The sequence below is a fragment of the Pseudomonas sp. 32_A genome, from assembly GCF_017490905.1.
Taxonomy (GTDB): domain Bacteria; phylum Pseudomonadota; class Gammaproteobacteria; order Pseudomonadales; family Pseudomonadaceae; genus Aquipseudomonas; species Aquipseudomonas inefficax.
On the sequence record NZ_JAFGYI010000062.1, the window covers coordinates 1 to 21,800 of the forward strand.

18 protein-coding genes and 4 tRNA genes are annotated in these 21,800 nt (G+C 64.8%); 4 read left to right on the forward strand and 18 right to left on the reverse strand.

Going from position 1 to position 21,800, the window contains the following annotated elements:
• Positions 1-235, forward strand: a 235-nt coding sequence (locus J5M58_RS24520) for a DUF1853 family protein (protein WP_207879924.1), incomplete at its 5' end; no start/stop codon positions are given.
• Positions 236-460: 225 nt separating this feature from the next.
• Complete coding sequence (locus tag J5M58_RS24525) at positions 461-1,006, forward strand: cytochrome b (protein ID WP_112252066.1); 546 nt, start codon at positions 461-463, stop codon at positions 1,004-1,006.
• Here the strand turns inward: J5M58_RS24525 and J5M58_RS24530 are convergent.
• Positions 997-1,890, reverse strand: coding sequence for a 1-aminocyclopropane-1-carboxylate deaminase/D-cysteine desulfhydrase (locus J5M58_RS24530; protein ID WP_207879926.1), 894 nt, complete (start codon positions 1,888-1,890; stop codon positions 997-999). The genes J5M58_RS24525 and J5M58_RS24530 overlap by 10 nt on opposite strands.
• 152 nt (positions 1,891-2,042) lie before the next feature.
• Complete coding sequence (locus J5M58_RS24535) at positions 2,043-4,079, reverse strand: NADPH-dependent 2,4-dienoyl-CoA reductase (RefSeq protein ID WP_207879927.1); 2,037 nt, start codon at positions 4,077-4,079, stop codon at positions 2,043-2,045.
• Between the two features lie 193 nt (positions 4,080-4,272).
• Between J5M58_RS24535 and J5M58_RS24540 the strand changes: the two genes are divergently transcribed.
• Entirely contained in the window at positions 4,273-5,391 is a 1,119-nt protein-coding gene (locus tag J5M58_RS24540; protein WP_112252063.1) for a nitrilase-related carbon-nitrogen hydrolase, read from the forward strand.
• Between the two features lie 4 nt (positions 5,392-5,395).
• Entirely contained in the window at positions 5,396-6,436 is a 1,041-nt protein-coding gene (locus J5M58_RS24545) for an AraC family transcriptional regulator (protein WP_207879928.1), read from the forward strand.
• Positions 6,437-6,787: 351 nt separating this feature from the next.
• Here J5M58_RS24545 and J5M58_RS24550 read toward each other — a convergent pair whose 3' ends face one another.
• From J5M58_RS24550 to J5M58_RS24625, 16 genes are all read right to left on the reverse strand, one after another.
• Positions 6,788-7,627, reverse strand: coding sequence for a DUF2242 domain-containing protein (locus tag J5M58_RS24550; RefSeq protein WP_112251849.1), 840 nt, complete (start codon positions 7,625-7,627; stop codon positions 6,788-6,790).
• Positions 7,628-7,827: 200 nt separating this feature from the next.
• A tRNA-Asp gene (locus J5M58_RS24555) sits at positions 7,828-7,904 on the reverse strand.
• A 141-nt stretch (positions 7,905-8,045) separates the two neighbouring features.
• Positions 8,046-8,122, reverse strand: a tRNA-Asp gene (locus tag J5M58_RS24560).
• Between the two features lie 99 nt (positions 8,123-8,221).
• Positions 8,222-8,298: transfer RNA gene (locus tag J5M58_RS24565), tRNA-Asp, on the reverse strand.
• A 66-nt stretch (positions 8,299-8,364) separates the two neighbouring features.
• Positions 8,365-8,440, reverse strand: a tRNA-Val gene (locus J5M58_RS24570).
• Positions 8,441-8,678: 238 nt separating this feature from the next.
• Positions 8,679-9,452 (reverse strand): SDR family oxidoreductase, encoded by a 774-nt coding sequence (locus J5M58_RS24575; protein WP_013971614.1) that lies wholly within the window; start codon positions 9,450-9,452, stop codon positions 8,679-8,681.
• Entirely contained in the window at positions 9,449-10,660 is a 1,212-nt protein-coding gene (locus J5M58_RS24580) for an O-succinylhomoserine sulfhydrylase (RefSeq protein WP_025338247.1), read from the reverse strand. The genes J5M58_RS24575 and J5M58_RS24580 overlap by 4 nt, the downstream gene beginning before the upstream one ends.
• A 16-nt stretch (positions 10,661-10,676) precedes the next feature.
• On the reverse strand, positions 10,677-12,182 hold the full coding sequence (gene purF / locus J5M58_RS24585) for an amidophosphoribosyltransferase (protein WP_085625289.1): 1,506 nt from the start codon (positions 12,180-12,182) through the stop codon (positions 10,677-10,679).
• Positions 12,183-12,224: 42 nt separating this feature from the next.
• Positions 12,225-12,782 (reverse strand): CvpA family protein, encoded by a 558-nt coding sequence (locus J5M58_RS24590; protein ID WP_013971612.1) that lies wholly within the window; start codon positions 12,780-12,782, stop codon positions 12,225-12,227.
• A gap of 199 nt (positions 12,783-12,981) precedes the next feature.
• Positions 12,982-13,644: an SPOR domain-containing protein gene (locus J5M58_RS24595; protein WP_207879929.1), complete on the reverse strand. Its 663-nt coding sequence runs from the start codon at positions 13,642-13,644 to the stop codon at positions 12,982-12,984.
• Positions 13,628-14,935: a bifunctional tetrahydrofolate synthase/dihydrofolate synthase gene (gene folC, locus J5M58_RS24600; RefSeq protein ID WP_112251851.1), complete on the reverse strand. Its 1,308-nt coding sequence runs from the start codon at positions 14,933-14,935 to the stop codon at positions 13,628-13,630. Before folC ends, J5M58_RS24595 begins: the two co-directional genes overlap by 17 nt.
• Positions 14,935-15,828, reverse strand: a complete 894-nt coding sequence (gene accD, locus J5M58_RS24605) for an acetyl-CoA carboxylase, carboxyltransferase subunit beta (RefSeq protein WP_013971609.1) — start codon at positions 15,826-15,828, stop codon at positions 14,935-14,937. Before accD ends, folC begins: the two co-directional genes overlap by 1 nt.
• 222 nt (positions 15,829-16,050) lie before the next feature.
• Positions 16,051-16,671: a phosphoribosylanthranilate isomerase gene (locus J5M58_RS24610; RefSeq protein WP_025338242.1), complete on the reverse strand. Its 621-nt coding sequence runs from the start codon at positions 16,669-16,671 to the stop codon at positions 16,051-16,053.
• A gap of 61 nt (positions 16,672-16,732) precedes the next feature.
• Positions 16,733-17,590, reverse strand: coding sequence for a tRNA pseudouridine(38-40) synthase TruA (gene truA, locus J5M58_RS24615; protein WP_085589219.1), 858 nt, complete (start codon positions 17,588-17,590; stop codon positions 16,733-16,735).
• A 195-nt stretch (positions 17,591-17,785) separates the two neighbouring features.
• Positions 17,786-20,485, reverse strand: coding sequence for a FimV/HubP family polar landmark protein (locus tag J5M58_RS24620; protein WP_112251852.1), 2,700 nt, complete (start codon positions 20,483-20,485; stop codon positions 17,786-17,788).
• Between the two features lie 71 nt (positions 20,486-20,556).
• Positions 20,557-21,561 (reverse strand): aspartate-semialdehyde dehydrogenase, encoded by a 1,005-nt coding sequence (locus J5M58_RS24625; RefSeq protein ID WP_112251853.1) that lies wholly within the window; start codon positions 21,559-21,561, stop codon positions 20,557-20,559.
• Positions 21,562-21,800 lie beyond the last annotated feature (239 nt).

A 21,800-nucleotide genomic window follows, 5' to 3' on the forward strand; every position in this document is an offset into this window, starting at 1 on the left:
GGGCGAAGGTGAGCGATGGCAGCCGCTGCAACGGCATGCCTGGCTGGCGCTGGCGCGGGTCGAGGCGCATGAGTGCTGGGCGGTGGAGCAGTTTGCGGCGTGGCTTTACGTGCTGGAGCGGCAGGCTCCGGCGCAGTTGCTGGTGAGGTTGGAGCAAGAGGCTGACGGGGCGTGGCAGGAGGCCGAGCGGGTGTTTCTGGTGGCTGACGATTGGCCGCATCTACCCGATGTCTGATGTTGCCTTTACTGGCCCTTTCGCGGGTAAACCCGCTCCCACAGGTTCCGCGCAGCACATGAAGACTGTGCAGTCCTTGTGGGAGCGGGTTTACCCGCGAAGAGGCCGGTGCAGACAACACAATTTTCACAGACCTGGCGCAAAGATTTGTGCCCCCATAGCCATTACAGTACTACCTGAGCGCCAGCAAGAGCGCCATTCCGACCTGATGACGAGGACCGATCAATGGTTTCATCCACCTCCGCGACCCATTACGCGCGCCTGTCCATCGCCTTGCATTGGCTGATGCTGGTGCTGCTGGCCGCTGTCTATGCCCTTATCGAACTGCGTGGCCTGTTCCCCAAGGACAGCGTCGAACGCAACCTGATGAAGGACTTGCACTTCATGCTCGGGCTCAGCGTGTTCGTGCTGGTCTGGTTGCGCCTGGCCATCCGCCTGAGCCGCCCGACCCCACCCATCGTGCCCAAGCCTGCGGCCTGGCAGACCGGCCTGGCGCACCTGATGCACCTGTCGTTGTACCTGCTGATGATCATCCTGCCGCTGGCCGGCTGGCTGATCCTCAGCGCCGCCGACAAGCCGGTGCCGTTCTTCGGCCTGGAGCTGCCGCACCTGATCGGCCCGAACCCGGACCAGGCCAAGTTCATAAAGGGCTGGCATGAACGCATCGGCAGCTGGGGCTACTGGCTGATCGGCCTGCACGCGGTGGCCGGCCTGTACCACCACTACATCAAGCGCGACAACACGCTGTTGCGCATGCTGCCCTACAAGTAACCGCGCCGGCCCTGCAGGCCGCCGGTGTGTACGAAGAGCAGACGGGTGCCGGGCGCGAACAGCCCGGCCTCGACCTGCTCACGCAGGGCCAGCAGGGCCTTGCCGGTGTACAGGGCTTCGAGCGGCACGCCGGTGTGCCGCTCGCAGTCGGCGACGAACGCCAGCAGCTCAGCGTCGAACTTGCCGAAACCGCCACGGCAGGCGTCGTGCAGCTGGTAGCCATGCGCACCGGCCAATGTCGCTACCGCCTCCGGTACACCATGGCCCCTGGGTACAGCCATTGCACCATGCACGACATGTGCGCCCGCCTCGGCCATTACCAGGCCGGCCAAGGTAGTCCCCGTTCCGCTGGCCAGCCACCAGGCGTCGTAGCCCGACCAGCCCAGTGCCGCGATCTGCGCTTGCGCCTGTTGCATGATCAGCGCGCAGCCCTGTGCTCCGGCCAGCCCGCCGCCCCCTTCGGGGATGCAGTGCCAACCCGGGTAGCGTGCCTGCCAGGGCTCCCAGAAACCCGCTTCGTTTCGTGCACGGTAGCCGCCATAGCCCAGCCAGTGCAGTTGCATGCCCAGCGCCTGCAGGTCACGCACGGTTGGCGTGTCCTGGGCGTGGCCACGCAGCAGGCCGGCGGTGGCGAAGCCGAAGCGCTTGCCAGCGGTTGCCAGGGCGTGCAGGTGGTTGGAATGGTTGCCGCCCAGGCTGATCAGGCCCGGGGCGTTGCTGGCGCTGGCCTGTTGCAGGTGGTGGCGAAGCTTGAACCACTTGTTGCCACTGATCAGCGGGTCGATCAGGTCCAGGCGCAGGATGGCGGCTGCGACCTTGGCTTGCTGCAGCCAGGGCAGGTTCAGGGGGTGCAATGGGGCTTGGGGAAGGTCGAGTGCAGGCATGGATCGCAGTTTACAGGGAAACCTTGGGAGCCCGTTACGCCCCTGTGGGAGCGGGTTCACCCGCGAACACCGGCAGAGCCGGTGCCATGCACCGCGTGCCCTTCTTCGCGGGGGAACCCGCTCCCACAGGGCCGCGCAGCGGCCCGGCGATCTCAGAGTTCAGCCGCCAATCTCGAACCCTGGTTGATCGCCCGCTTGGCATCCAGCTCGGCCGCCACATCAGCGCCACCGATCAAGTGCACCGACTGCCCCGTCGCCACAAGCCCGTCCTGCAGTTCGCGCAGCGGTTCCTGCCCGGCACAGATCACCACGTTGTCCACCGCCAGCATCTGCGGCTCGCCATCGGCCACGCGAATATGCAGGCCGGCATCGTCGATGCCCAGGTATTCGACGCTGTTGAGCATCTGCACCCGCTTGTTCTTCAACCCGGTACGGTGAATCCAGCCGGTAGTCTTGCCCAGGCCGTCACCCACCTTGGATTTCTTGCGCTGCAACAGGTACACCTGCCGCGCCGGGGCATGCGGCTCGGCCTTGATCCCGGCCACGCCACCGCGTGCCTGCAGGTGGGTGTCGATACCCCACTCCCTCCAGAACGCCTCACGGTCCTGGCTGGTGGCCACGCCCTGATGCACCAGGTACTCGGAAACGTCGAAGCCGATGCCACCCGCGCCAATTACCGCGACAGCCTTGCCCACCGGCTTGCGCTCGAGCAGCACATCCAGGTAGCTGAGCACCTTGGCATGCTCGATACCGGGGATGGGCGGCGTGCGCGGGGCGATGCCGGTGGCCAGGATGATCTCGTCGTAGCCACCGTCCACCAGGGCCTGCACATCGACCCGGGTGTTCAGGCGCAGGTCCACGCCGGTGCTGGCGACCTTGTTGCGGAAGTAGCGCAGGGTTTCATGGAACTCTTCCTTGCCCGGCACCCGCTTGGCCACATTGAACTGGCCACCGATTTCGCTGGCGCTGTCGAACAAGGTCACCACGTGGCCACGCTCGGCCGCTACCGTAGCCGCTGCCAGGCCCGCCGGGCCGGCGCCGACCACGGCAATGCGCTTCACGGTGCGCACCGGCAGGTAGTTGAGCTCGGTCTCGTGGCAGGCACGCGGGTTGACCAGGCAACTGGTCAGCTTGCCGCCGAAAGTATGGTCCAGGCAGGCCTGGTTGCAGCCGATGCAGGTGTTGATCTCGTCGCCGCGGCCGGCAGCGGCCTTGTTGACGAAGTCCGGGTCGGCCAGGAACGGCCGAGCCATCGAGACCATGTCGGCATCGCCCTCCGCCAGCACCGCCTCGGCAACTTCCGGGGTGTTGATGCGGTTGGTAGTGATCAGCGGAATGTTCACCACGCCACGCAGCTTGGCGGTGACCTTGCTGAATGCTGCCCGCGGCACCTTGGTGGCAATGGTCGGGATACGCGCTTCGTGCCAGCCGATGCCGGTATTGATCAAGGTCGCGCCGGCTTTCTCGATAGCCCTGGCCAGCAGCTCGATTTCATCCCAGATGCTGCCGCCCTCGACCAGGTCGAGCATCGACAGGCGGAAGATGATGATGAAGTTCGGCCCTACCGCTTCGCGCACCCGGCTGACGATTTCCACCGCCAGGCGCATGCGGTTTTCATAGCTGCCGCCCCAGCGGTCGGTACGGTGGTTGGTGTGGGCGGCGAGGAACTGGTTGATGAAGTAGCCTTCCGAACCCATGATCTCGACGCCGTCGTAACCGGCGCGCTGGGCCAGCACTGCGCAATTGACGAAGTCGGCGATCTGCTTCTCGATACCCGCCTCGTCCAGCTCCTTGGGCTTGAACGGGTTGATCGGCGCCTGGATCGCGCTGGGCGCCACCTGGCGTGGGCTGTAGGCATAGCGCCCGGCATGCAGGATCTGCAGACAGATCTTGCCACCGGCGGCATGCACGGCATCGGTGACGATACGGTGCTTGTCGGCCTCTTCCTCGGTGCTGAGCTTGGCCGCGCCGGAATACACCCCGCCCTCATCGTTGGGTGCAATGCCGCCGGTGACCATCAGGCCGACGCCACCGCGGGCGCGCTCGGCAAAGTACGCCGCCATGCGCTCGAAGCCGCCCGGGCGCTCTTCGAGGCCAGTGTGCATCGAGCCCATCAGGGTGCGGTTGCGCAGGGTAGTGAAGCCCAGGTCGAGCGGGGCAAGCAGGTGCGGGTAGCGGTCGGCGGCCATGGAAGAAGGTCCCCAGGTGGCGTGATCACGGGATGCGGGCGCCGCACCGGCTGGCGGGCCCCGTCGTTTGTCTGCCTGCGACATTAAACAGCCGTTTGAATGGGCTCAATGATCGAAACTGACAAGTTATTGATCCTCGCGCACAGCGCGACTACCCTAGGAAACTCTCGTTTCCAAGGCGCTGTTCTGCTCCATGCGAAAACTCCTGGCAAGCGCCCTGGCGCTGGTGATGATCGCCGCCCTCTGCGGCTATGGCTTCTGGACGATGCAACGCCCGGAAGGCCACTACCTTTCCGATTTACGAATCGAACTGGCGCTCAACCATGGCGTGCCGGGCGAGCATGGCAACCTGCTGGGTATCGAGCCGGTGCTCTACCCTGGCGATTACCAGAACCTGCAACGCCTGCGTCGCAAGCTCGCGGCGTACCTGGAGCAGGCCCGCGCCCAAGGGCTGGTGGGCCCGCGCACGGTGGTGGTGCTACCGGAGCACATCGGTACCTGGCTGTGGGCGCGTGGGGAAAAGAACGAGTTGTACCAGGTCACGCAAAGCCGTGAAGCCCTGCAATGGCTGGAACTGAGCAACCCGCTGCGCTATGGCCTGGCCATGCTCCGTGCCGACGGGGACGACTGGCGCGCCGACGCGCACCTGCGCATGAAGGCCGAGCAGATGGCTGCGGACTACCAGCAACTGTTCGGTGGCCTGGCCAAGGAATTCAACGTCACTTTGGTAGCCGGCTCCATCGTGCTGCCCGCCCCCTACGTGAAACAGGGTGTGCTGCATGCCGGTAGCGGCCCGCTGTTCAACAGCAGCGTGGTGTTCGCCGGTGACGGCTCGCTGCTGGGCCAACCGCAACACCAGCAGTTCCCCGACAGCGAAATGCGCCGTTATGTGCACGATGGCCGCCAGCACCCGCTGCAGGTATTGCAAACCCCTGCCGGGCGCCTGGGCGTGCTGGTGGGCAGTGACAGCTGGTACCCGGAAAACCACCAGCAACTGGCACGACAGGCGGTACAACTGGTCGCCAACCCGGTGTTTCTAAGCGGCAAGGGCAGCTGGCAAGCGCCGTGGCGCGGCAATCGCCATCAGGATGCCAGCGCCGGGCTGGCCTTGCAGCGCGGCGAAGTCAGTGAACAGGCCGCCTGGCAACGCCTGACCGAGGCAGGCGGGGCCGGCGTCAGCAGCATGAGCGTGTTCATGCGCGGGCAGTTCTGGGAACAGGGTAGCGACGGCCAGGGCTTTGCCCGCCAGGCCGGCGAACTGCTGGCGGGAACGCCCAGCCCTGGCGCCCGCCTGTTGAACCTGTGGTTGTAGGCCAATGGCTCGCCCCCGTGTGCGCCTGGGCGACCTTTCGGTCGGCTTTGTCCAGCCGCTGAGCGAGGCCCTGCGCGAGCTCGGCCACGACCCGGAGCCGCTGCTGCAGCGCTATGGCCTGGACGCGGCACGCCTGGGCGAGGCCAATGCACGCTTGTCGATCCCGCGCTACATGCACCTGGGGCACGCCGCCATCGAACTGTGCGGCGAGGCCGCACTTGGCCTGCACATGGGGCGCCTGAGCCGCCTGGCGCATGCAGGCCTGGCCGGGGTCACCGCTGCGCAGGCGCCGAACCTGGGCGAGGCGGCACGCACCCTGTTGCGCTTCGAGCCCCTTTACGCCGCCAACTACCGCGGCCACTCCAGTTTTCAGGAAGATGCCCAGGGCGCCTGGCTACGCTTCTACTCCATCAGCCCCTACAACGCCTACAACCGTTTCGTGGTCGATTCGCTACTCGCCGGCTGGCTTGCCCAGCTCGCCGACCTGGTCGGTACGGCGGTGCAGGCCGAACATATGGATATCGAGTTCACCGCACCCGCCTACGCCGCGCGCTACCAACCACTATGTAGCGCAACCGTGCAGTTCGCGGCCGACGCCAACCAGCTGCGCCTGAGCCGTGCCACGCTGCAACTGGCCAACCCCAGGCACTGCCCGAGCACCTGGCAGCACCTGCTGCAGTTGTGCGAAACGGAGATGCTGCAACGCACGCGCGTACGCAGCCTGGGTGAGCGCATCACCCATCTGCTGGGCCCGTTGCTCAATGGTGGCCGTGAACCGGACCTGGAAGAAGTGGCGCTGCACCTGCAGCTGCCAACCTGGACCTTGCGCCGCAAACTGGCCGAGGAAGGCACGCGCTTTCGCGACCTGCTCAACGAAACACGGCGCGATCTCGCCGAGACCTATATCCGCGATACGGAGCTGGCCTTCGGCGAAATTGCCTATCTGCTGGGGTTTGCATCGGCCGAGGCCTTCCAGCGCGCCTTCAAGCGCTGGACGGGCCTTACACCGGGGGAGTTCCGCCGCAGCCAGCGGCGGGTAGGCTAGAGCTCGGTAGCGTCGTCAGCCGGCTCCGGGGTGTCCAGTTCATAAGCCTGGAATTCGAGAAGCTCTTCCTGATATTCGTCCATAGCCCTGCGTCCTCTCATCTCATGATCTTTATCGGTGTCGCCTTCAACCTAAGCAGGTGGAGTGAAGGAATGATGACAAGCTTATGAGTGGTAAACGTAGCAGGTGTTCAAGAAGTTATCAGCGGGTGTCTGTAACAGGGGATGTGCACTGGCTGCGCCGGCCTCTTCGCGGGTAAACCCGCTCCCACAGGTACTGCGCAGTTCTCAACCTCTGCGCAGTACCTGTGGGAGCGGGTTTACCCGCGAAGAGGCCGGTACAGGCAAGCCATCAAAGTGCGGGGGCCGCGGTCTCGTCGGCCTCGGCAGGCTGGGCTTGCTGCTGTACTTCAATAGGTGCCGCCTCCGCTGGCGGGGCCACCGGTTGCGAGCCCTGGCTGTCATCCACCACCGGTGCCGCTACTGCCTCGCTGGCTGGGGTGACGGCAGCCGGGGCGGGCGCCGCTTCAACCAAAGGTGCCGCTGTCGGGGCCGGTGCCACCGGCGCCGCCGCAGCCTGCTCCGGGAGCCCCAGGGCAGCCGCCGGCGCTTCGACCTTCGGCGCGGGCTGCTCGACCTTGGTCTTGCTCTGCTGTTCAGGCTTGGGCTTTGGCAGGTAGCTCTCCACCAGGGCGAAATAGCGGTCATAGAACTGCGCCGCCGTCACCGTCTCGCTGGCCACCTTGACCATCGAGTCGTCGCTGGAGCCGATCGGCATCGACACCGATCCCAGTACACCAACGCCCAGGCTGGCGGAGGTATTGGACTTTTTCAGCGCATAACGGTCCTGCAGCGCGTTGGCGAACATGGTCGAACGCTGCTCGTCGCTCACATCCGGCGCACAGGTGACGTTGAAGCTGATCTGCAGGTGGTTCTCGCTGTTCTGCTGGAAGCTCTTGTTGCCCACTACCTGGTTGGCGCCGCTGCTGGTGATGATGTAGCCCTGGCTGAGCAAGGCGCGCCGGGCGGCCTCGCAGGAGCCGGCATCGGTCACCGGGAAGCTGCGCGAGAAGGTGCCCGAGTCATCGAAGTTCTCGTGCTCGTAGACGGCGGTTTTTTTCGAGGAACAACCGGTCACGCCCGCCAGCACCAGGGCCAGCCCGAGCGCACCAAAGACGGAAGATCTGGTCATTGCGAATTCCGGGTAAGTCGAGAAGGTGCCTATTGTGCAACACAGCAGGCAGGCACAGGAACCGCTGATCGGTGAAGAGTCTGTCAGGTTCGTGTAAATCTGGGTCAACGGCGGCAATTGCCAAGCGCAAAAACGAAAAAAGCGACCCGAAGGTCGCTTTCTCGTGGCTTCGAGGCGTTCAAGGGGCCTCGAGGCGAAGATGGCGCAGCGGACGGGACTCGAACCCGCGACCCCCGGCGTGACAGGCCGGTATTCTAACCGACTGAACTACCGCTGCGTATCATTCAGGCTTGCGCCCGATTGAAACCTGGGTCTACCCATTCGGCGCGATGGCCTCAGGGCAGGCACAAAAAAAGCGATAACATGATCGCTTCTCTTGTGTTTGCTTCAAGGTGTTCAAGGGACCTTGAAACGAAGATGGCGCAGCGGACGGGACTCGAACCCGCGACCCCCGGCGTGACAGGCCGGTATTCTAACCGACTGAACTACCGCTGCGTATCGTTCAGGCTTTCGCCCGATTGAAACTGGGATCAGCCCAAGGCGTTTTACCTTGTGGCTTCAGACCGGTGCCAGGCACCCATCTGTACTGAAAAATGGCGCAGCGGACGGGACTCGAACCCGCGACCCCCGGCGTGACAGGCCGGTATTCTAACCGACTGAACTACCGCTGCGCAGTGCGTTCCTCTCTGGCTATCGGCTTCTTGCGAAACCTGAAGCACCAGGAACATCTCAGGAAGTGGTGGGTGATGACGGGATCGAACCGCCGACCCTCTGCTTGTAAGGCAGATGCTCTCCCGGCTGAGCTAATCACCCTCGCGATGTTGCTTGTTGCGTTTGCTTCGCTGAGGCCGCGAAATTTACGCAGATGGCGAAGCTAAGTCAATAGCCCCGTTGGATTTTTTTCAAAAAAGCAAAAGCGGTGTGGTTGTCTGTGCCGGCCTCTTCGCGGGTAAACCCGCTCCCACAGGTACTGCACAGGTCTTGAGAACTGTGCAGTACCTGTGGGAGCGGGTTTACCCGCGAAGAGGCCGGTACAGGATATGCAGAATGCTCAGGTGTAGATCATCTTGCGGGTCATGCCGCCATCGACCACGAACTCCTGGCCGGTGACGAACGCTGCTTGCCGAGACAACAACCAGGCCACCATGGCCGCAACGTCTTCCACCGTCCCTACCCTGCCGGTCGGGTGCTGGGCATGGTCCGCCTCGGTCAACGGCTCGGCACGGCGCTGCGACGGATCACGGGCATCGATCCAGCCCGGGCTGACCGCATTGACGCGGATCTCCGGGCCCAGGCTCATGGCCAGTGCATGGGTCAAGGCCACCAGGCCGCCCTTGCTCGCCGCGTAGGCCTCGGTATCGGGCTCGGACTGCCGCGCCCGGGTGGAGGTGAGATTGACGATCGCCCCATTGTGCGCACGCAGGTACGGCGCACAATGCTTGGCCAGCAGCATCGGGCCATTGAGGTTGACCGCCAGCACTCGGTTCCACTGCGCCAGGCTCAGGCTTTCCAGGGTCTGGTTGTGCGGGTTGGCGATGGCCGCATTGCACACCAGCGCGTCCAGGCGGCCAAACTGCCCCAGCACCTCGGACACCCCCGCGCTGACCTGGGCCTCATCGGCAACGTCCATGGTGATGAACCAGGCATTGTCGCCCAGGGCCTTGGCCGCCTTGGCGCCGCGCTGGCGATCGAGGTCACTGAGCACCACCTGCCAGCCTTCGCAGATCAACCACGCGGCAATGCCCAGGCCGATGCCGCGCGCGGCACCGGTCACCAGGGCTACCCGGCCGTTATGGCCGGGCGTACCGCCGCGGATTTCAATCACAGGGCAGCCAACCCGCGCGCCAGGTCGGCCTGCAGATCGGCCACATCTTCCAGGCCCACGGCAACGCGGATCAGGCTGTCGCGGATACCGGCGGCTTCACGCTCCTGCGGCGTCAGGCGGCCATGGGAGGTGGTGGCCGGGTGGGCGATGGTGGTCTTGCTGTCACCCAGGTTGGTGGTGATGGAAATCACCCGGGTAGCGTCGATGAAGCGCCAGGCGCCCTCTTTGCCACCCTTGACCTCGAAGCTGACCACCGCACCAAAGCCACTCATCTGGCGCTTGGCCAGTTCGTGCTGCGGGTGGCTCGGCAGGCCGGCATAGTGCACCTTCTCCACGCCCTCCTGCTGCTCCAGCCATTCGGCCAGTACCTGGGCGCTTTCGCAGTGCGCACGCATGCGCAGGCGCAAGGTTTCCAGGCCCTTGGTGAAGATCCAGGCGTTGAACGGGCTGAGGGTCGGGCCTGCGGTACGCAGGAAACCCACCACTTCTTTCATCTGCTCGGCACGGCCGGCAACCACGCCACCCATGCAGCGGCCCTGGCCGTCGATGAACTTGGTGGCCGAGTGGAACACGATGTCGGCCCCCAGTTTCAAAGGCTGCTGCAGCGCCGGGGTGCTGAAGCAGTTGTCCACCACCAGCATGGCACCATGGGCATGGGCGATTTCGCTGAGCGCGGTGATATCGACCAGCTCGGCCAGCGGGTTGGACGGCGACTCGACGATCAGCAGCTTGGTATTGGCCTTGATGGCCTTTTCCCAGCCGGCAAGATCGACCAGTGGCACATAGTCCACCTGCACGCCAAAGCGCTTGAAGTACTTCTCGAACAGGCTGATGGTCGAGCCGAAGACGCTCTGCGAAACCAGCACATGGTCACCGGCACTGCACAACGACATCACTACGGCAAGGATCGCCGCCATGCCGGTGGAGGTGCCCACGGCCTGCTCGGCGCCTTCCATGGCCGCCAGGCGCTCCTCGAAGGCACGCACAGACGGGTTGGTGTAGCGCGAATAGACGTTGCCCGGCGTTTCGCCGGCAAAGCGTGCGGCCGCGTCAGCAGCCGTGCGGAACACATAGCTGGAGGTCAGGAACAGCGCTTCGCTGTGCTCGGCCTCCGGTGTACGGTTTTGACCGGCGCGCACCGCCAGGGTGTCGAAACCGACACCCTCGAGGTCACTGTCCAGTCGCCCGGCATCCCATTGATCCGTCATGCCGTCGCTCCCGAAATCAGTTGTTGTAGAGGTCGATGATCGCGCTGACCGCCTGGTTCTTGACCTTGGCCAGGTCGTTACGAGCCTGCTCGATACGGTCGAGGTAGGCTTCGTCGATATCGCCGGTGACGTACTCACCGTTGAATACCGCGCAATCGAAGTGGTCGATCTTGATCTTGCCGCCGCCGACCGAGTCGATCAGGTCCGGCAGGTCCTGGTAGACCAGCCAGTCGGCGCCAATCAACTCGGCCACTTGTTCGGTGGTACGGTTGTGGGCGATCAGTTCGTGAACACTCGGCATGTCGATGCCGTAGACGTTGGGGTAGCGCACCGCAGGCGCTGCGGAGCAGAAGTAGACGTTCTTGGCGCCGGCTTCGCGGGCCATCTGGATGATCTGCTTGCAAGTGGTGCCACGCACGATCGAGTCGTCCACCAGCATCACGTTCTTGCCGCGGAACTCCAGCTCGATGGCGTTGAGCTTCTGGCGTACCGATTTCTTGCGCGCGGCCTGGCCGGGCATGATGAAGGTACGGCCGATGTAGCGGTTCTTGACGAAACCTTCGCGGAACTTCACGCCCAGGCGGTTGGCCAGCTCCAGGGCCGCGGTGCGGCTGGTGTCCGGGATCGGGATGACCACGTCGATGTCGTGCTCGGGGCGCTCGCGCATGATCTTGTCGGCCAGTTTTTCACCCATGCGCAGACGGGCCTTGTACACCGACACGCCATCCATGATCGAGTCCGGGCGGGCCAGGTAGACATGCTCGAAGATGCACGGCTGCAGCTTCGGTGCTTCGGCGCACTGCTTGGTGTACAGCTGGCCTTCTTCGGTGATGTACACCGCTTCGCCCGGCGCCAGGTCGCGGATCAGGGTGAAGCCGAGCACGTCCAGGGCCACGCTTTCCGAGGCGATCATGTATTCCACGCCTTCGTCGGTGTGACGCTGGCCGAACACCACCGGGCGGATGCCGTTGGGGTCACGGAAACCGACGATGCCGTAGCCGGTGATCATCGCCACCACGGCGTAACCGCCGACACAGCGGCTATGCACGTGGGAAACCGCGGCGAACACATCTTCTTCGGTCGGCTGCAGCTTGCCACGCACCGCCAGCTCATGGGCGAACACGTTCAGCAGGACTTCCGAGTCGGAGTTGGTGTTGACGTGGCGCAGGTCGGACTCGTAGATCTCCTTGGCCAGCTGTTCGACGTTGGTCAGGTTGCCGTTGTGTGCCAGGGTGATGCCGTACGGCGAGTTGACGTAGAACGGCTGGGCCTCGGCCGAGGTAGAGCTGCCCGCGGTCGGGTAGCGCACGTGGCCGATGCCGATGCTGCCGACCAGGCGCTGCATGTGGCGCTGCTGGAACACGTCGCGCACCAGGCCATTATCCTTGCGTAGGAACAACCGGCCGTCATGGCTGGTCACGATACCGGCAGCGTCCTGGCCGCGGTGCTGGAGGACCGTAAGCGCGTCATACAGCGCCTGATTGACGTTCGACTTACCGACGATACCGACGATGCCACACATGCGACGCAACCCCTACTTTGACGAAACTTGAGTGAATAGCGCTCAGGGCTTTGCCGGCCCGAGCAACTGTTCCTTGAACGGAAGATCAGCTGGAGTGCCGATCAGCCCACTGGGTGTCCACTGGCCGGTAAAACCCAGGATCAGGTTTTTCGACCAGTCGGCGACCAAGAGAAATTGTGGTATCAGGCGTGATTCCTGCCACCAGGTGTCCTGTTGAACCGGCCCCAGGCTGATCAGCCCGATGGCCACCACCACCAGCAAGGCCCCGCGCGCGGCGCCGAAGGCCATGCCCAGGAAACGATCGGTACCGGACAGCCCGGTCACGCGGATCAGCTCGCCGATGAGGAAGTTGATCATGGCCCCCACCAGCAAGGTGGCGACGAAAAGAATGGCGCAGCCGGCGATGACGCGCATCGACGGCGTCTGGATGTAGCTTTCAAGATACACCGAGAGCGAACCGCCGAACATCCAGGCAACCGCACCGGCAATGATCCAGATGAGCAAGGACAAGGCTTCCTTGACGAAGCCGCGCTTGAGACTGATCAGTGTGGAGACGGCGATGATCGCGATGATCGCCCAATCGACCAAGGTAAATGCCACGGTGCTGCCTGCAGACGTTTGAGGCGGCGCATTTTAACAGAGCGGTGGGGGGTTGGGTAAGCGGAATGTCAGGTGGATTGGTGCTGGATCATTCGCGGGTAAACCCGCTCCCACAGGTGATGTGCAAACCCTGCCATTGCGCGCTCCCTGTGGGAGCGGGTTCACCCGCGAATGGGCGGCAAAGCCGCCCCTGCCAGACTCAGCTGCGCTCAGGCTGGAAGCGCACCACAAAGCCCTTGAGGCTGTTCTGGCGATTGATCGCGTCACGTACGCGTTCGGCCTCGGCACGCTCGATCAGCGGCCCTACGTAAACGCGGTTCATGCCACCGGCCGAGCGGATATAGGCGTTGTAACCCTGGCTACGCAAGGTTTGCTGCAGTTTCTCGGCCCCGGCACGGTTGGACAGGCTGGCCAACTGGATGGACCAACTGACCGGCAGGCCATTGACGTCGATCTTCGACGGCGCGGCCGGCTTGGCTGCCGGCTGAGGCTCGACCTTGGACACGGGCGCCTGCGGCTTGGCGGGCTGGGCCTGGGCCTGTGCCTGTGCCTGCACCTGAGGCTGGGTCTGAGGTGAGGGTGTAATCGGCTGGCTGGGCGTGCTCGCCGGCGCGGTGGACTCGTCCACCACCACCGGTGGCTGTTGCGGCTCTTGCGCAATAGCCTGCGGCTCCGGCACGGCGACCGGCTCCACCTTCACTTCCGGCAGGCTTGGCATGGCCGGCGCCTGCGGGGCCTCGACGCGCACCTGACGCATCTCGTCCTCGCGGGTGAACAGCATCGGCAGGAAAATCACCGCCAGCGCCACCAGCACCAACGCACCGACCATGCGCTGTTTCATCCCTTTATCCAGCACTGCCATCTACTCCACCCTCCTGGGCGTGCCGCTCCAGCCATTCCAGTGCCTGGGCAACACAGAAAAACGAACCGAACAGCAAGATCTGGTCATCCGCCGTTGCCTGCGCGCACTGCCCTTCAAGGGCAGCGTCGACGCTGGCATAAGACTTCACCGCGGCGCCGACGTTCGTCAAGGCCGTGGCCAGCTCCGCAGCCGGGCGGCTGCGCGGGGTATCCAGCGGCGCCACCGCCCAGTCGTGAATCAGGCCCTGCAACGGCGCGACAACACCGTCCAGGTCCTTGTCGGCGAGCAGGCCGAACACCGCCAGGCGGCGCCCCTTGAGCGGCCGAGCCGCCAGGCGCCGGGCCAGGTATTGCGCAGCATGCGGGTTGTGCCCCACATCCAGCAACAGCTCCACCGGCTTGCCCTGCCAGCTCAGCAGGCGGCGGTCGAGGCGGCCAGTGATGCGCGTAGCCAACAACGCCTGGCGAATCTGCCCGGCGTCCCAGGGCAGGCCCATCAGCAGGTAGGCCTGCAGGGCCAGCGTGGCGTTTTCCATGGGCAGGTCGAGCAAAGGCAGGTCACGCAGCTCTACCTGCGCACCATCAGCCGTAATACCGCGCCAGATCCAGCTGCCATCGGCACTGGCCAGGTCGAAGTCACGCCCGCGCAGGAACAGCGGCGCGGCCAGTTCGGCAGCCTTGTCCAGCAACGGCTGCGGCGGATCCAGGTCACCGCACAGTGCCGGCTTGCCCTGACGGAAGATGCCGGCCTTCTCGAAAGCCACCAGCTCGCGGGTATCCCCCAGGTAATCGACATGATCGACGCCGATACTGGTCACCAGGGCCAGGTCGGCATCCACCACGTTCACGGTGTCCAGGCGGCCACCAAGGCCCACTTCCAGCACCACGGCATCCAGCTGCGACTGGTAGAACAACCAGAAAGCGGCCAGGGTACCCATCTCGAAGTAGGTCAGGGAAATTTCGCCCCGCGCCGCCTCGACGGCGGCGAAGGCATCGCACAGGCGCTCATCGCTGGCCTCTTGGCCATCGATCAGCACCCGCTCGTTGTAACGCAACAGGTGCGGCGAGCTGTACACGCCGACCTTGAGCCCCTGGGCACGCAGCAGCGAGGCCACGAAGGCGCAGGTCGAGCCCTTGCCGTTGGTGCCGGTTACCGTCACCACGCGTGGCGCCAGCTTACCCAGCGCCAACCGGGCCAGCACCTTCTGCGACCGCTCCAGGCCCATGTCGATGGCCGAGGGGTGCAACTGCTCGAGGTAGGCGAGCCATTCGCCCAGGGATCGTTGTTTCATCACGCGACGGCAGCCGCCTCACGCGCTTGCTCCGGGGTTTCCTGGCCGGTCATCTGCGCCAGCAGGCGGGCCAGGCGCGGGCGCAGCTCGCCACGGGAGATGATCAGGTCGATGGCGCCATGCTCCAGCAGGAACTCGCTGCGCTGGAAGCCTTCCGGCAGCTTCTCGCGCACGGTCTGCTCGATAACGCGCGGGCCGGCGAAGCCGATCAGCGCCTTCGGCTCGCCGACGATCACATCACCGAGCATGGCCAGGCTGGCGGAGACACCACCGTACACAGGGTCGGTCAGTACCGAGATGAACGGGATGCCTTCTTCGCGCAGGCGCGCCAGCACGGCCGAGGTCTTGGCCATCTGCATCAGCGAAATCAGCGCTTCCTGCATGCGTGCACCGCCCGAGGCGGAGAAGCAGACCATCGGGCAGCGGTGCTCCAGGGCATAGTTGGCCGCGCGCACGAAGCGCTCGCCGACGATGGCACCCATGGAGCCGCCCATGAACGAGAACTCGAAGGCGCTGACCACGATCGGCATGCCCATCAGGGTACCGCTCATGGAAATCAGGGCGTCTTTCTCGCCAGTCTGCTTCTGCGCGCCTGCCAGGCGGTCCTTGTACTTCTTGCCATCACGGAACTTCAGGCGGTCGACCGGCTCCAGGTCGGCGCCCAGCTCGGCACGGCCGTCGGCGTCGAGGAAGATATCGATGCGCGCACGTGCGCCGATGCGCATGTGATGGTTGCACTTGGGGCAGACATCCAGGGTCTTTTCCAGCTCCGGACGATACAGCACGGCCTCGCAGGCCGGGCACTTGTGCCACAGGCCTTCAGGCACCGAGCTCTTCTTCACCTCGGAACGCATGATCGAAGGGATCAGTTTGTCGACTAACCAGTTGCTCATGCTTTCTTTCTCCAGTATTGGCAGGCGTGGGCCGGTGTCGCCGGCCCTACCCTGCCCTTGAGCTCAAAATCTTTCATGAAACGATGATGGACCGGCCGCCAGGACTTCCAGCGCGCCACCCCACCGCTAATGTGTTGTCTTGCCGCCACAGGCGCAGGCGGCTGCCCCGCAGGGCTGCGAAAGCTATGGACGATGGCGCGCAGCCAGCCGTCACATCTGCTATCACGCCTGTTTCACCGCACGCATGAATGCCTCGATCTTCGCCGCGTCCTTGATGCCCTTGGCTTGCTCCACGCCGCCACTGACATCCACCGCGTACGGCCGCACCTGGGCGATGGCCTGGCCGACATTGTCGGCAGACAGCCCGCCTGCCAGGATGATCGGCTTGCTCAGGCGCGCCGGCACCAGCGACCAGTCGAACGCTTCACCGGTGCCTCCGGGTACGCCCGGCACATAGGTATCCAGCAGAATGCCGCGGGCACCAGCGTAAAGCTGGCAGGCCGCCTCCAGGTCGTCGCCCGGGCGCACGCGCAGGGCCTTGATCCAGGGGCGGTGGTAGCCTTCGCAGTCCTGCGGGGTTTCGTCGCCGTGGAACTGTAGCAGGTCCAGCGGAACCACTTCGAGGATCTCGTTCAGCTCGCAGCGCGAAGCATTGACGAACAACCCGACCGTGGTCACGAACGGCGGCAGCTCGGCGATGATCGCCCGCGCCTGGCGCACATCCACGGCGCGCGGGCTCTTGGCATAGAAGACCAAGCCGATGGCATCGGCCCCCGCCTCGGCAGCGGCCAGTGCGTCTTCGATGCGGGTAATCCCGCAGATCTTGCTGCGAACATTGCTCATGGACAGCGAACCCTGCTTGTTACGGTGAAAGGCCGGATGTTAGCAAATGACTTTTCGCCCGTCAGTCTGCCAATGCCTCGTAGCCGGTCAAAAAGTGCGGGCCGATGTAACGCTTGGGCAGTGCGTATTCCTCGGGGTACTCCACCTGCACCAGGTAGAGCCCGTACGGGTGCGCCGTGACCCCGCCTTCGCGGCGGTTGCGCCCCTCCAGCACCTCGCGCGCCCAGGTGACCGGGCGCTCGCCGGCACCGATGGCCATCAGTACACCGGCAATGTTACGCACCATGTGGTGCAGGAAAGCCGTGGCGCGCACATCCAGCACGATCATCTGGCCATGGCGGGTGACGCGCAGGTGGTAGATGTGCTTGATCGGCGACTTGGCCTGGCACTGGCTGGCGCGGAAGGCACTGAAGTCATGGGTACCCAGCAGGTACTGCGCGGCTTCGGCCATGCGCTCGACATCCAGCGGGCGGTGGTTCCAGGTCACCTCCTCGGCCAGGTGCGCCGGGCGGATCGGGTCGTTGTAGATGACGTAGCGGTAACGCCGGGCGCAGGCCTTGAAGCGGGCATGGAAGTCGGCCGGCATCGGTCGCGACCAGACCACGCTGATGTCATGGGGCAGGTTGAAGTTGGTGCCCATGGTCCAGGCGCGTTCGTCGCGCACGGCGCGGGTGTCGAAGTGCACGATCTGCCCGCAGCCATGCACGCCGGCGTCGGTGCGCCCGGCGCAGATTACCGAGATCGGCTCGTTGGCCACCTTGGACAACGCCTGCTCCAGGGCCTGCTGGACACTGGGCACGCCACTGGCCTGGCGCTGCCAGCCACGGTAGCGCGCGCCTTTGTATTCCACGCCCAGGGCGATGCGGGAGTAGCCTTCGGCCGCGGACTCGGCGGCGGTGTCGATGATGTCCAAGAGCATGAAACCTGTGGGGGTGTACGGAATGGCGGGGATTATAACGACAACGGCAGCCGTGTAGGGCTGCCGCTGAATGTGTGTCGCGCTTGAGGGCCTCTTCGCGGGTAAACCCGCTCCCACAGGGGCCCCACAGATTTCAGATCCTGTGAGTCACCTGTGGGAGCGGGTTTACCCGCGAAGAGGCCGGTACAGACAACCTCAGACCAGTCGGGAGAGCATGTCCTCGGCTTCCTGACGCTGACTGTCATCGCCATCCTTGACCACTTCATCGAGGATGTCGCGTGCACCCTGGTTGTCGCCCATGTCGATATAGGCGCGGGCCAGGTCAAGCTTGGTGGCCACTTCGTCGCTGCCGGAGAAGAAGTCGAAGTCCAGGTCGTCCAGTGGTTCAGGCTCCGGCTGGGCAGCCGCGTCCTCGCTGGTGAAGTGCGGCTCCAGCGACGGCGATTCGAGGCTCTGCGACAGCTTGTCCAGCTCTGCGTTGACGTCGTTCAGCTCCGAGGCAAAGCTCTTGGCTGCCGGCGAATCGTCTTCCAGCGACAGCGAAAGATCGAAGTCGGACGGCAGGTCGAACTCGGAAAGCGGGTCGAATGCTGGCTCGCTGTCGAAGGCAGCCAGCTCGGCAGCGACATCCACCGGGGTTTCGTCGACTGCAGCCGGGGCGGCCGGGGCAACCGGTTCGCTGACGTCGAGGTCGAAGTCGGACAGGTCCACAGCGGGCTGTGTATCGGCCTGAGCCAGCATGGCCTCGAACTCGGCGTCGGCGTCAGCCTGCAGCTCGGCATCCACGGCAAACGGCTCGTCTTCCGGCTGAGCCGCTTCCAGCACCGGTTCATCCAGTACCGGCTCGTCGACGACAGGTTGCTGGGCCAGCGATTCGTCCAGCAGCGGCGCTGCCAGCGGGTCTTGCTCGGGCAGCTCGTCACCCAGGCTCAGGTCGAAGGCACTGTCCAGGTCCTGCTCGTCCGGCGCATCGAGGGTCGGCACTTCATCGAAGGCATCCAGCTCAGCATCCAGATCAACTTCCGGCTCGAGCACTGCCTCAGGTTCGGCTTCGGCAACGGCCTCTGGTTCAACCGCCACCTCTGGCTCGGGCGCCATGTCGGCAATCACTGGCGTTTCAGGCTGATCCTGCAGCAGTTCCTGCACGTACTGCTCATCCATCTCGGCAGCCAGGGCTGCCGCGCCCAGGCCGGCAGCGGCCAGGCCGAGCATGGCCGGGTAGCGCTCTTTCAGCCCGGCAACCGCTGCACTGTTCTGCTCGCTGGCCGGCAGCTTGCGCTCCTGCTCGGCGAACGCGCTCTGGTCACCCTGGCGGGCATACACATCCATCAGTTTCAGGCGCAGGTCGTCACGCTGCGGCGCGGCCGCCACGGCAGGCTCCAGCAGGTCGGTAGCGCGGTTCAGGCGGCCTTCGGCCACGCATTGCTCGACCTCAGCCAGCAGCGCGGCGTAGGGGTCGGCTTGCGGCTCAGGCTGCACTTCGACGGCGGGTACCGATGTTTTTTCCGCGGCGGTAGCGGCGGCTGCCGAAGCGGCGACCACAGCCGGCGACAAGGTCACACTCGGAGCCGAGACCTCGACACCATCGAGGCTTGCGCTGTCGCTGTCGAAGCCTGCGCCCTGCTCTTCTTCCAGCGCCCGCGCCATGCGCAGGTGCTTTTCCGCCTCCTGCTGAGCCTTGCGCTTGCGCGCCAGCAACAGCAACAGAAGCAGCAGTACGAGGAAGGCACTACCGGCAATCAGCCCGAGCAGCAGCGGGTTGCCCATGATTTCATCGACCGCGCTGCCAGGCTCGCCAGCAGGTGCGGCCTCGGCGGCAGGCACCGGCTTGGGTGCGGTATCGACAGCGGCAGGAGCCGGCTTGACGACCGGTTGGGCCGGCGCAGCCGCCCCTTGGGTTTCAAGCCGGGCCAACTGGTTGTTCTTCAGCTCGATCAGACGCTGCAGCTTGTCCAACTGGCTCTGCAGGTCGGCCATGCGGCTCTTGAGCTCTTCGTTGTCGCGACGGCTGGTGTCCAGGCTTTCCTGGGCCACCGCCAGTTTGTCGTTGAGGGCCTTGGCCTGGTCGGCACCAGCCTGGTTGCCCGGGCTGACCAGGCGCAGGTTGTCGCCCTGGGCTATACGTGCCGGCGCTGCCTCGGCGGCACCGCGACGGGTGGCGTCCAGCTGGCGGGCACGCGGGCCCAGGCGGCGGCCTTCCCGCCAGGCGGCATACTGCTCGGCCACCTCGGCGGTCGCCTCGCCCTGCGGGATGTTCTGGATCTGCTGCTGGTCGGGCAGGCGCAGCACCTGGCCAACCTTCAGCTGGTTGATGTTGTTGCCGATGAAGGCGTCCGGGTTCAGCGCCTGGATCGCGATCATGGTCTGCTGGATCGAGCCGCCCTGTGCATTGCGCGCGGCAATCTGCCACAAGGTGTCGCGGCGCTGGGTGGTGTAACTGCCGGCAGCGGTCACCGCTGGCGCCACATTGGCTGCCGCAGGCTTGTCGCCCTGGGCCTTGGCCTGATCGAGCAGCACGCTGTAGTCACGCAGCAGGCGGCCCTGCGGCCACATTACCTGGACCAGGAACTTTACCACCGGCTCAGGCAGCGGCTGGCTGGAGGTAACCCGCAGCACGCTCTTGCCGTTGGGGTTGATCACCGGCGTGAAGGTGAGGTCTTCGAGGTATGTCGGCAGTGCCACCCCGGCCTTGCTGAACTCTTCCGGTGGCGCCAGGCTCGGTGCCACTTCGGCGGCGGTGAGGTCGCGCACGTCGAGCAGCTCGATCTCGGCGTCCAGGGGCTGGTTCTGTGCCGACTTGAGGGTCAGCTCCCCCAGGCCCAGGGCATTCGCCATGCCCGACGACAGCGCCGATGCTGCAGCCATGGCCAGAACCAGTTTGCGAATTCGAAGCATGACCTCTTCCCTTGTATGAAGCGTCCTGAAACCTGCATGCGGAGCAGGACAATAGTGCTCGCCAGTATCTTTTACGGCATGTGTTTAATCAACAATTGCGCCACTTGCACGGCATTGAGCGCGGCGCCTTTGCGCACGTTGTCGGTGGTCAGCCAGAGGTTGAGTTGCTGGTCTTCATCAACACCGTGCCGTACACGACCAACATAGACCACGTCCTGGCCCACTGCGTCGCCTACCGGGGTCGGATAATCGTCGAGCCCCACCAGTTCGACGCTGTCGGCCGCCTCGAGGGCCTGGTTGACCGCATCCAGGTCTACCGGGCGACGGCTCTGCACCGCCACACTGAAGCTATCGCCGAAAAACACCGGGACTTGAACGCAGCTCACGGAAATCTTCAGTTCCGGCAGGCCCAGCAGCACGCGCAGCTCGCTGACCAGGCGGCGCTCCAGAGCCGTGTGGCCATGCTCATCGGCGGTGCCGACCTGGGCCAACATATTGAACGCCATCTGCCGGTCGAAGAAGCGCGGCTCCAGCGGCCGGGCATTGAGCAGCTCGGCGGTTTGCCGGGCGAGTTCGGTGACCGCTTCACGGCCTTGTGCAGACACCGCCAGAGCGGCCATCACCTGCACCCGCTCGATATCCAGCAGGCCTTTGAGCGGTGCCAGGGCAACAGCCAGGGCAACCGCGGCCGAGCACGGGCTGACGATGCGGGCGGGCAATGCCAGGCCGGCCAGGCGTTCGGCGTTGGCTTCGGGCACCAGGGCCAGGGCGTCGTCCAAGCCAGCGGACAGGTCGATGACCGTGCAGCCTGCCTGCAGCGCCTTGCTGGCAAAGCTTCGGCTGACTGCCGCGCCTGCAGCGAAGAAGGCCAGCTTGACCTGGGCGAAGTCAAAGCTGTCCACTTCACGCACCTTCAGCTTCTTGCCAGCGAACATCACGCTGCTACCCGCCGATTCCATGCTGGCCAGCAGGTGCAGGGTGGCGACCGGGAAATCCAGCTCTTCGAGAATCTGCACCAGGGCTTCACCGACGCTGCCGGTGGCGCCGACGACGGCGATGTCCAAAGGGTGTGTCATGGAAGGGATCCTTTTGCTGAAAACGGCGGGGGCGGCACTTTACTCGGATTGTAGAGTTTTGTCTGTGCTGGCCCAAACCTAGAGCTGCGCTGCTCTTGATCTTGATCTTGATCTTGATCTTGATCTTCGCGACTTCAGGAGGCCGAACGCAGGTCTTGCGGAGGGAGGTGACGGGCATGGATGCCCGTCAAGCGCTGAGGCCCCATGGATGGGGCCTGCAGCGCGTACTCCCGGGAGCA

Bases quoted from the DNA above. Each gene is read 5' to 3' on its own strand.
- J5M58_RS24625 (WP_112251853.1), bottom strand. From the start codon at position 21,561: ATGACACACCCTTTGGACATCGCCGTCGTCGGCGCCACCGGCAGCGTC.
- J5M58_RS24535 (WP_207879927.1), bottom strand. From the start codon at position 4,079: ATGGCCGCCGACCGCTACCCGCACCTGCTTGCCCCGCTCGACCTGGGC.
- purF (WP_085625289.1), bottom strand. From the start codon at position 12,182: ATGTGTGGCATCGTCGGTATCGTCGGTAAGTCGAACGTCAATCAGGCG.
- J5M58_RS24525 (WP_112252066.1), top strand. From the start codon at position 461: ATGGTTTCATCCACCTCCGCGACCCATTACGCGCGCCTGTCCATCGCC.
- accD (WP_013971609.1), bottom strand. From the start codon at position 15,828: ATGAGCAACTGGTTAGTCGACAAACTGATCCCTTCGATCATGCGTTCC.
- J5M58_RS24545 (WP_207879928.1), top strand. From the start codon at position 5,396: ATGGCTCGCCCCCGTGTGCGCCTGGGCGACCTTTCGGTCGGCTTTGTC.
- J5M58_RS24620 (WP_112251852.1), bottom strand. From the start codon at position 20,485: ATGCTTCGAATTCGCAAACTGGTTCTGGCCATGGCTGCAGCATCGGCG.
- truA (WP_085589219.1), bottom strand. From the start codon at position 17,590: ATGCTCTTGGACATCATCGACACCGCCGCCGAGTCCGCGGCCGAAGGC.
- J5M58_RS24540 (WP_112252063.1), top strand. From the start codon at position 4,273: ATGCGAAAACTCCTGGCAAGCGCCCTGGCGCTGGTGATGATCGCCGCC.
- J5M58_RS24580 (WP_025338247.1), bottom strand. From the start codon at position 10,660: ATGACGGATCAATGGGATGCCGGGCGACTGGACAGTGACCTCGAGGGT.
- J5M58_RS24610 (WP_025338242.1), bottom strand. From the start codon at position 16,671: ATGAGCAATGTTCGCAGCAAGATCTGCGGGATTACCCGCATCGAAGAC.
- J5M58_RS24595 (WP_207879929.1), bottom strand. From the start codon at position 13,644: ATGGCAGTGCTGGATAAAGGGATGAAACAGCGCATGGTCGGTGCGTTG.
- J5M58_RS24550 (WP_112251849.1), bottom strand. From the start codon at position 7,627: ATGACCAGATCTTCCGTCTTTGGTGCGCTCGGGCTGGCCCTGGTGCTG.
- J5M58_RS24530 (WP_207879926.1), bottom strand. From the start codon at position 1,890: ATGCCTGCACTCGACCTTCCCCAAGCCCCATTGCACCCCCTGAACCTG.
- folC (WP_112251851.1), bottom strand. From the start codon at position 14,935: ATGAAACAACGATCCCTGGGCGAATGGCTCGCCTACCTCGAGCAGTTG.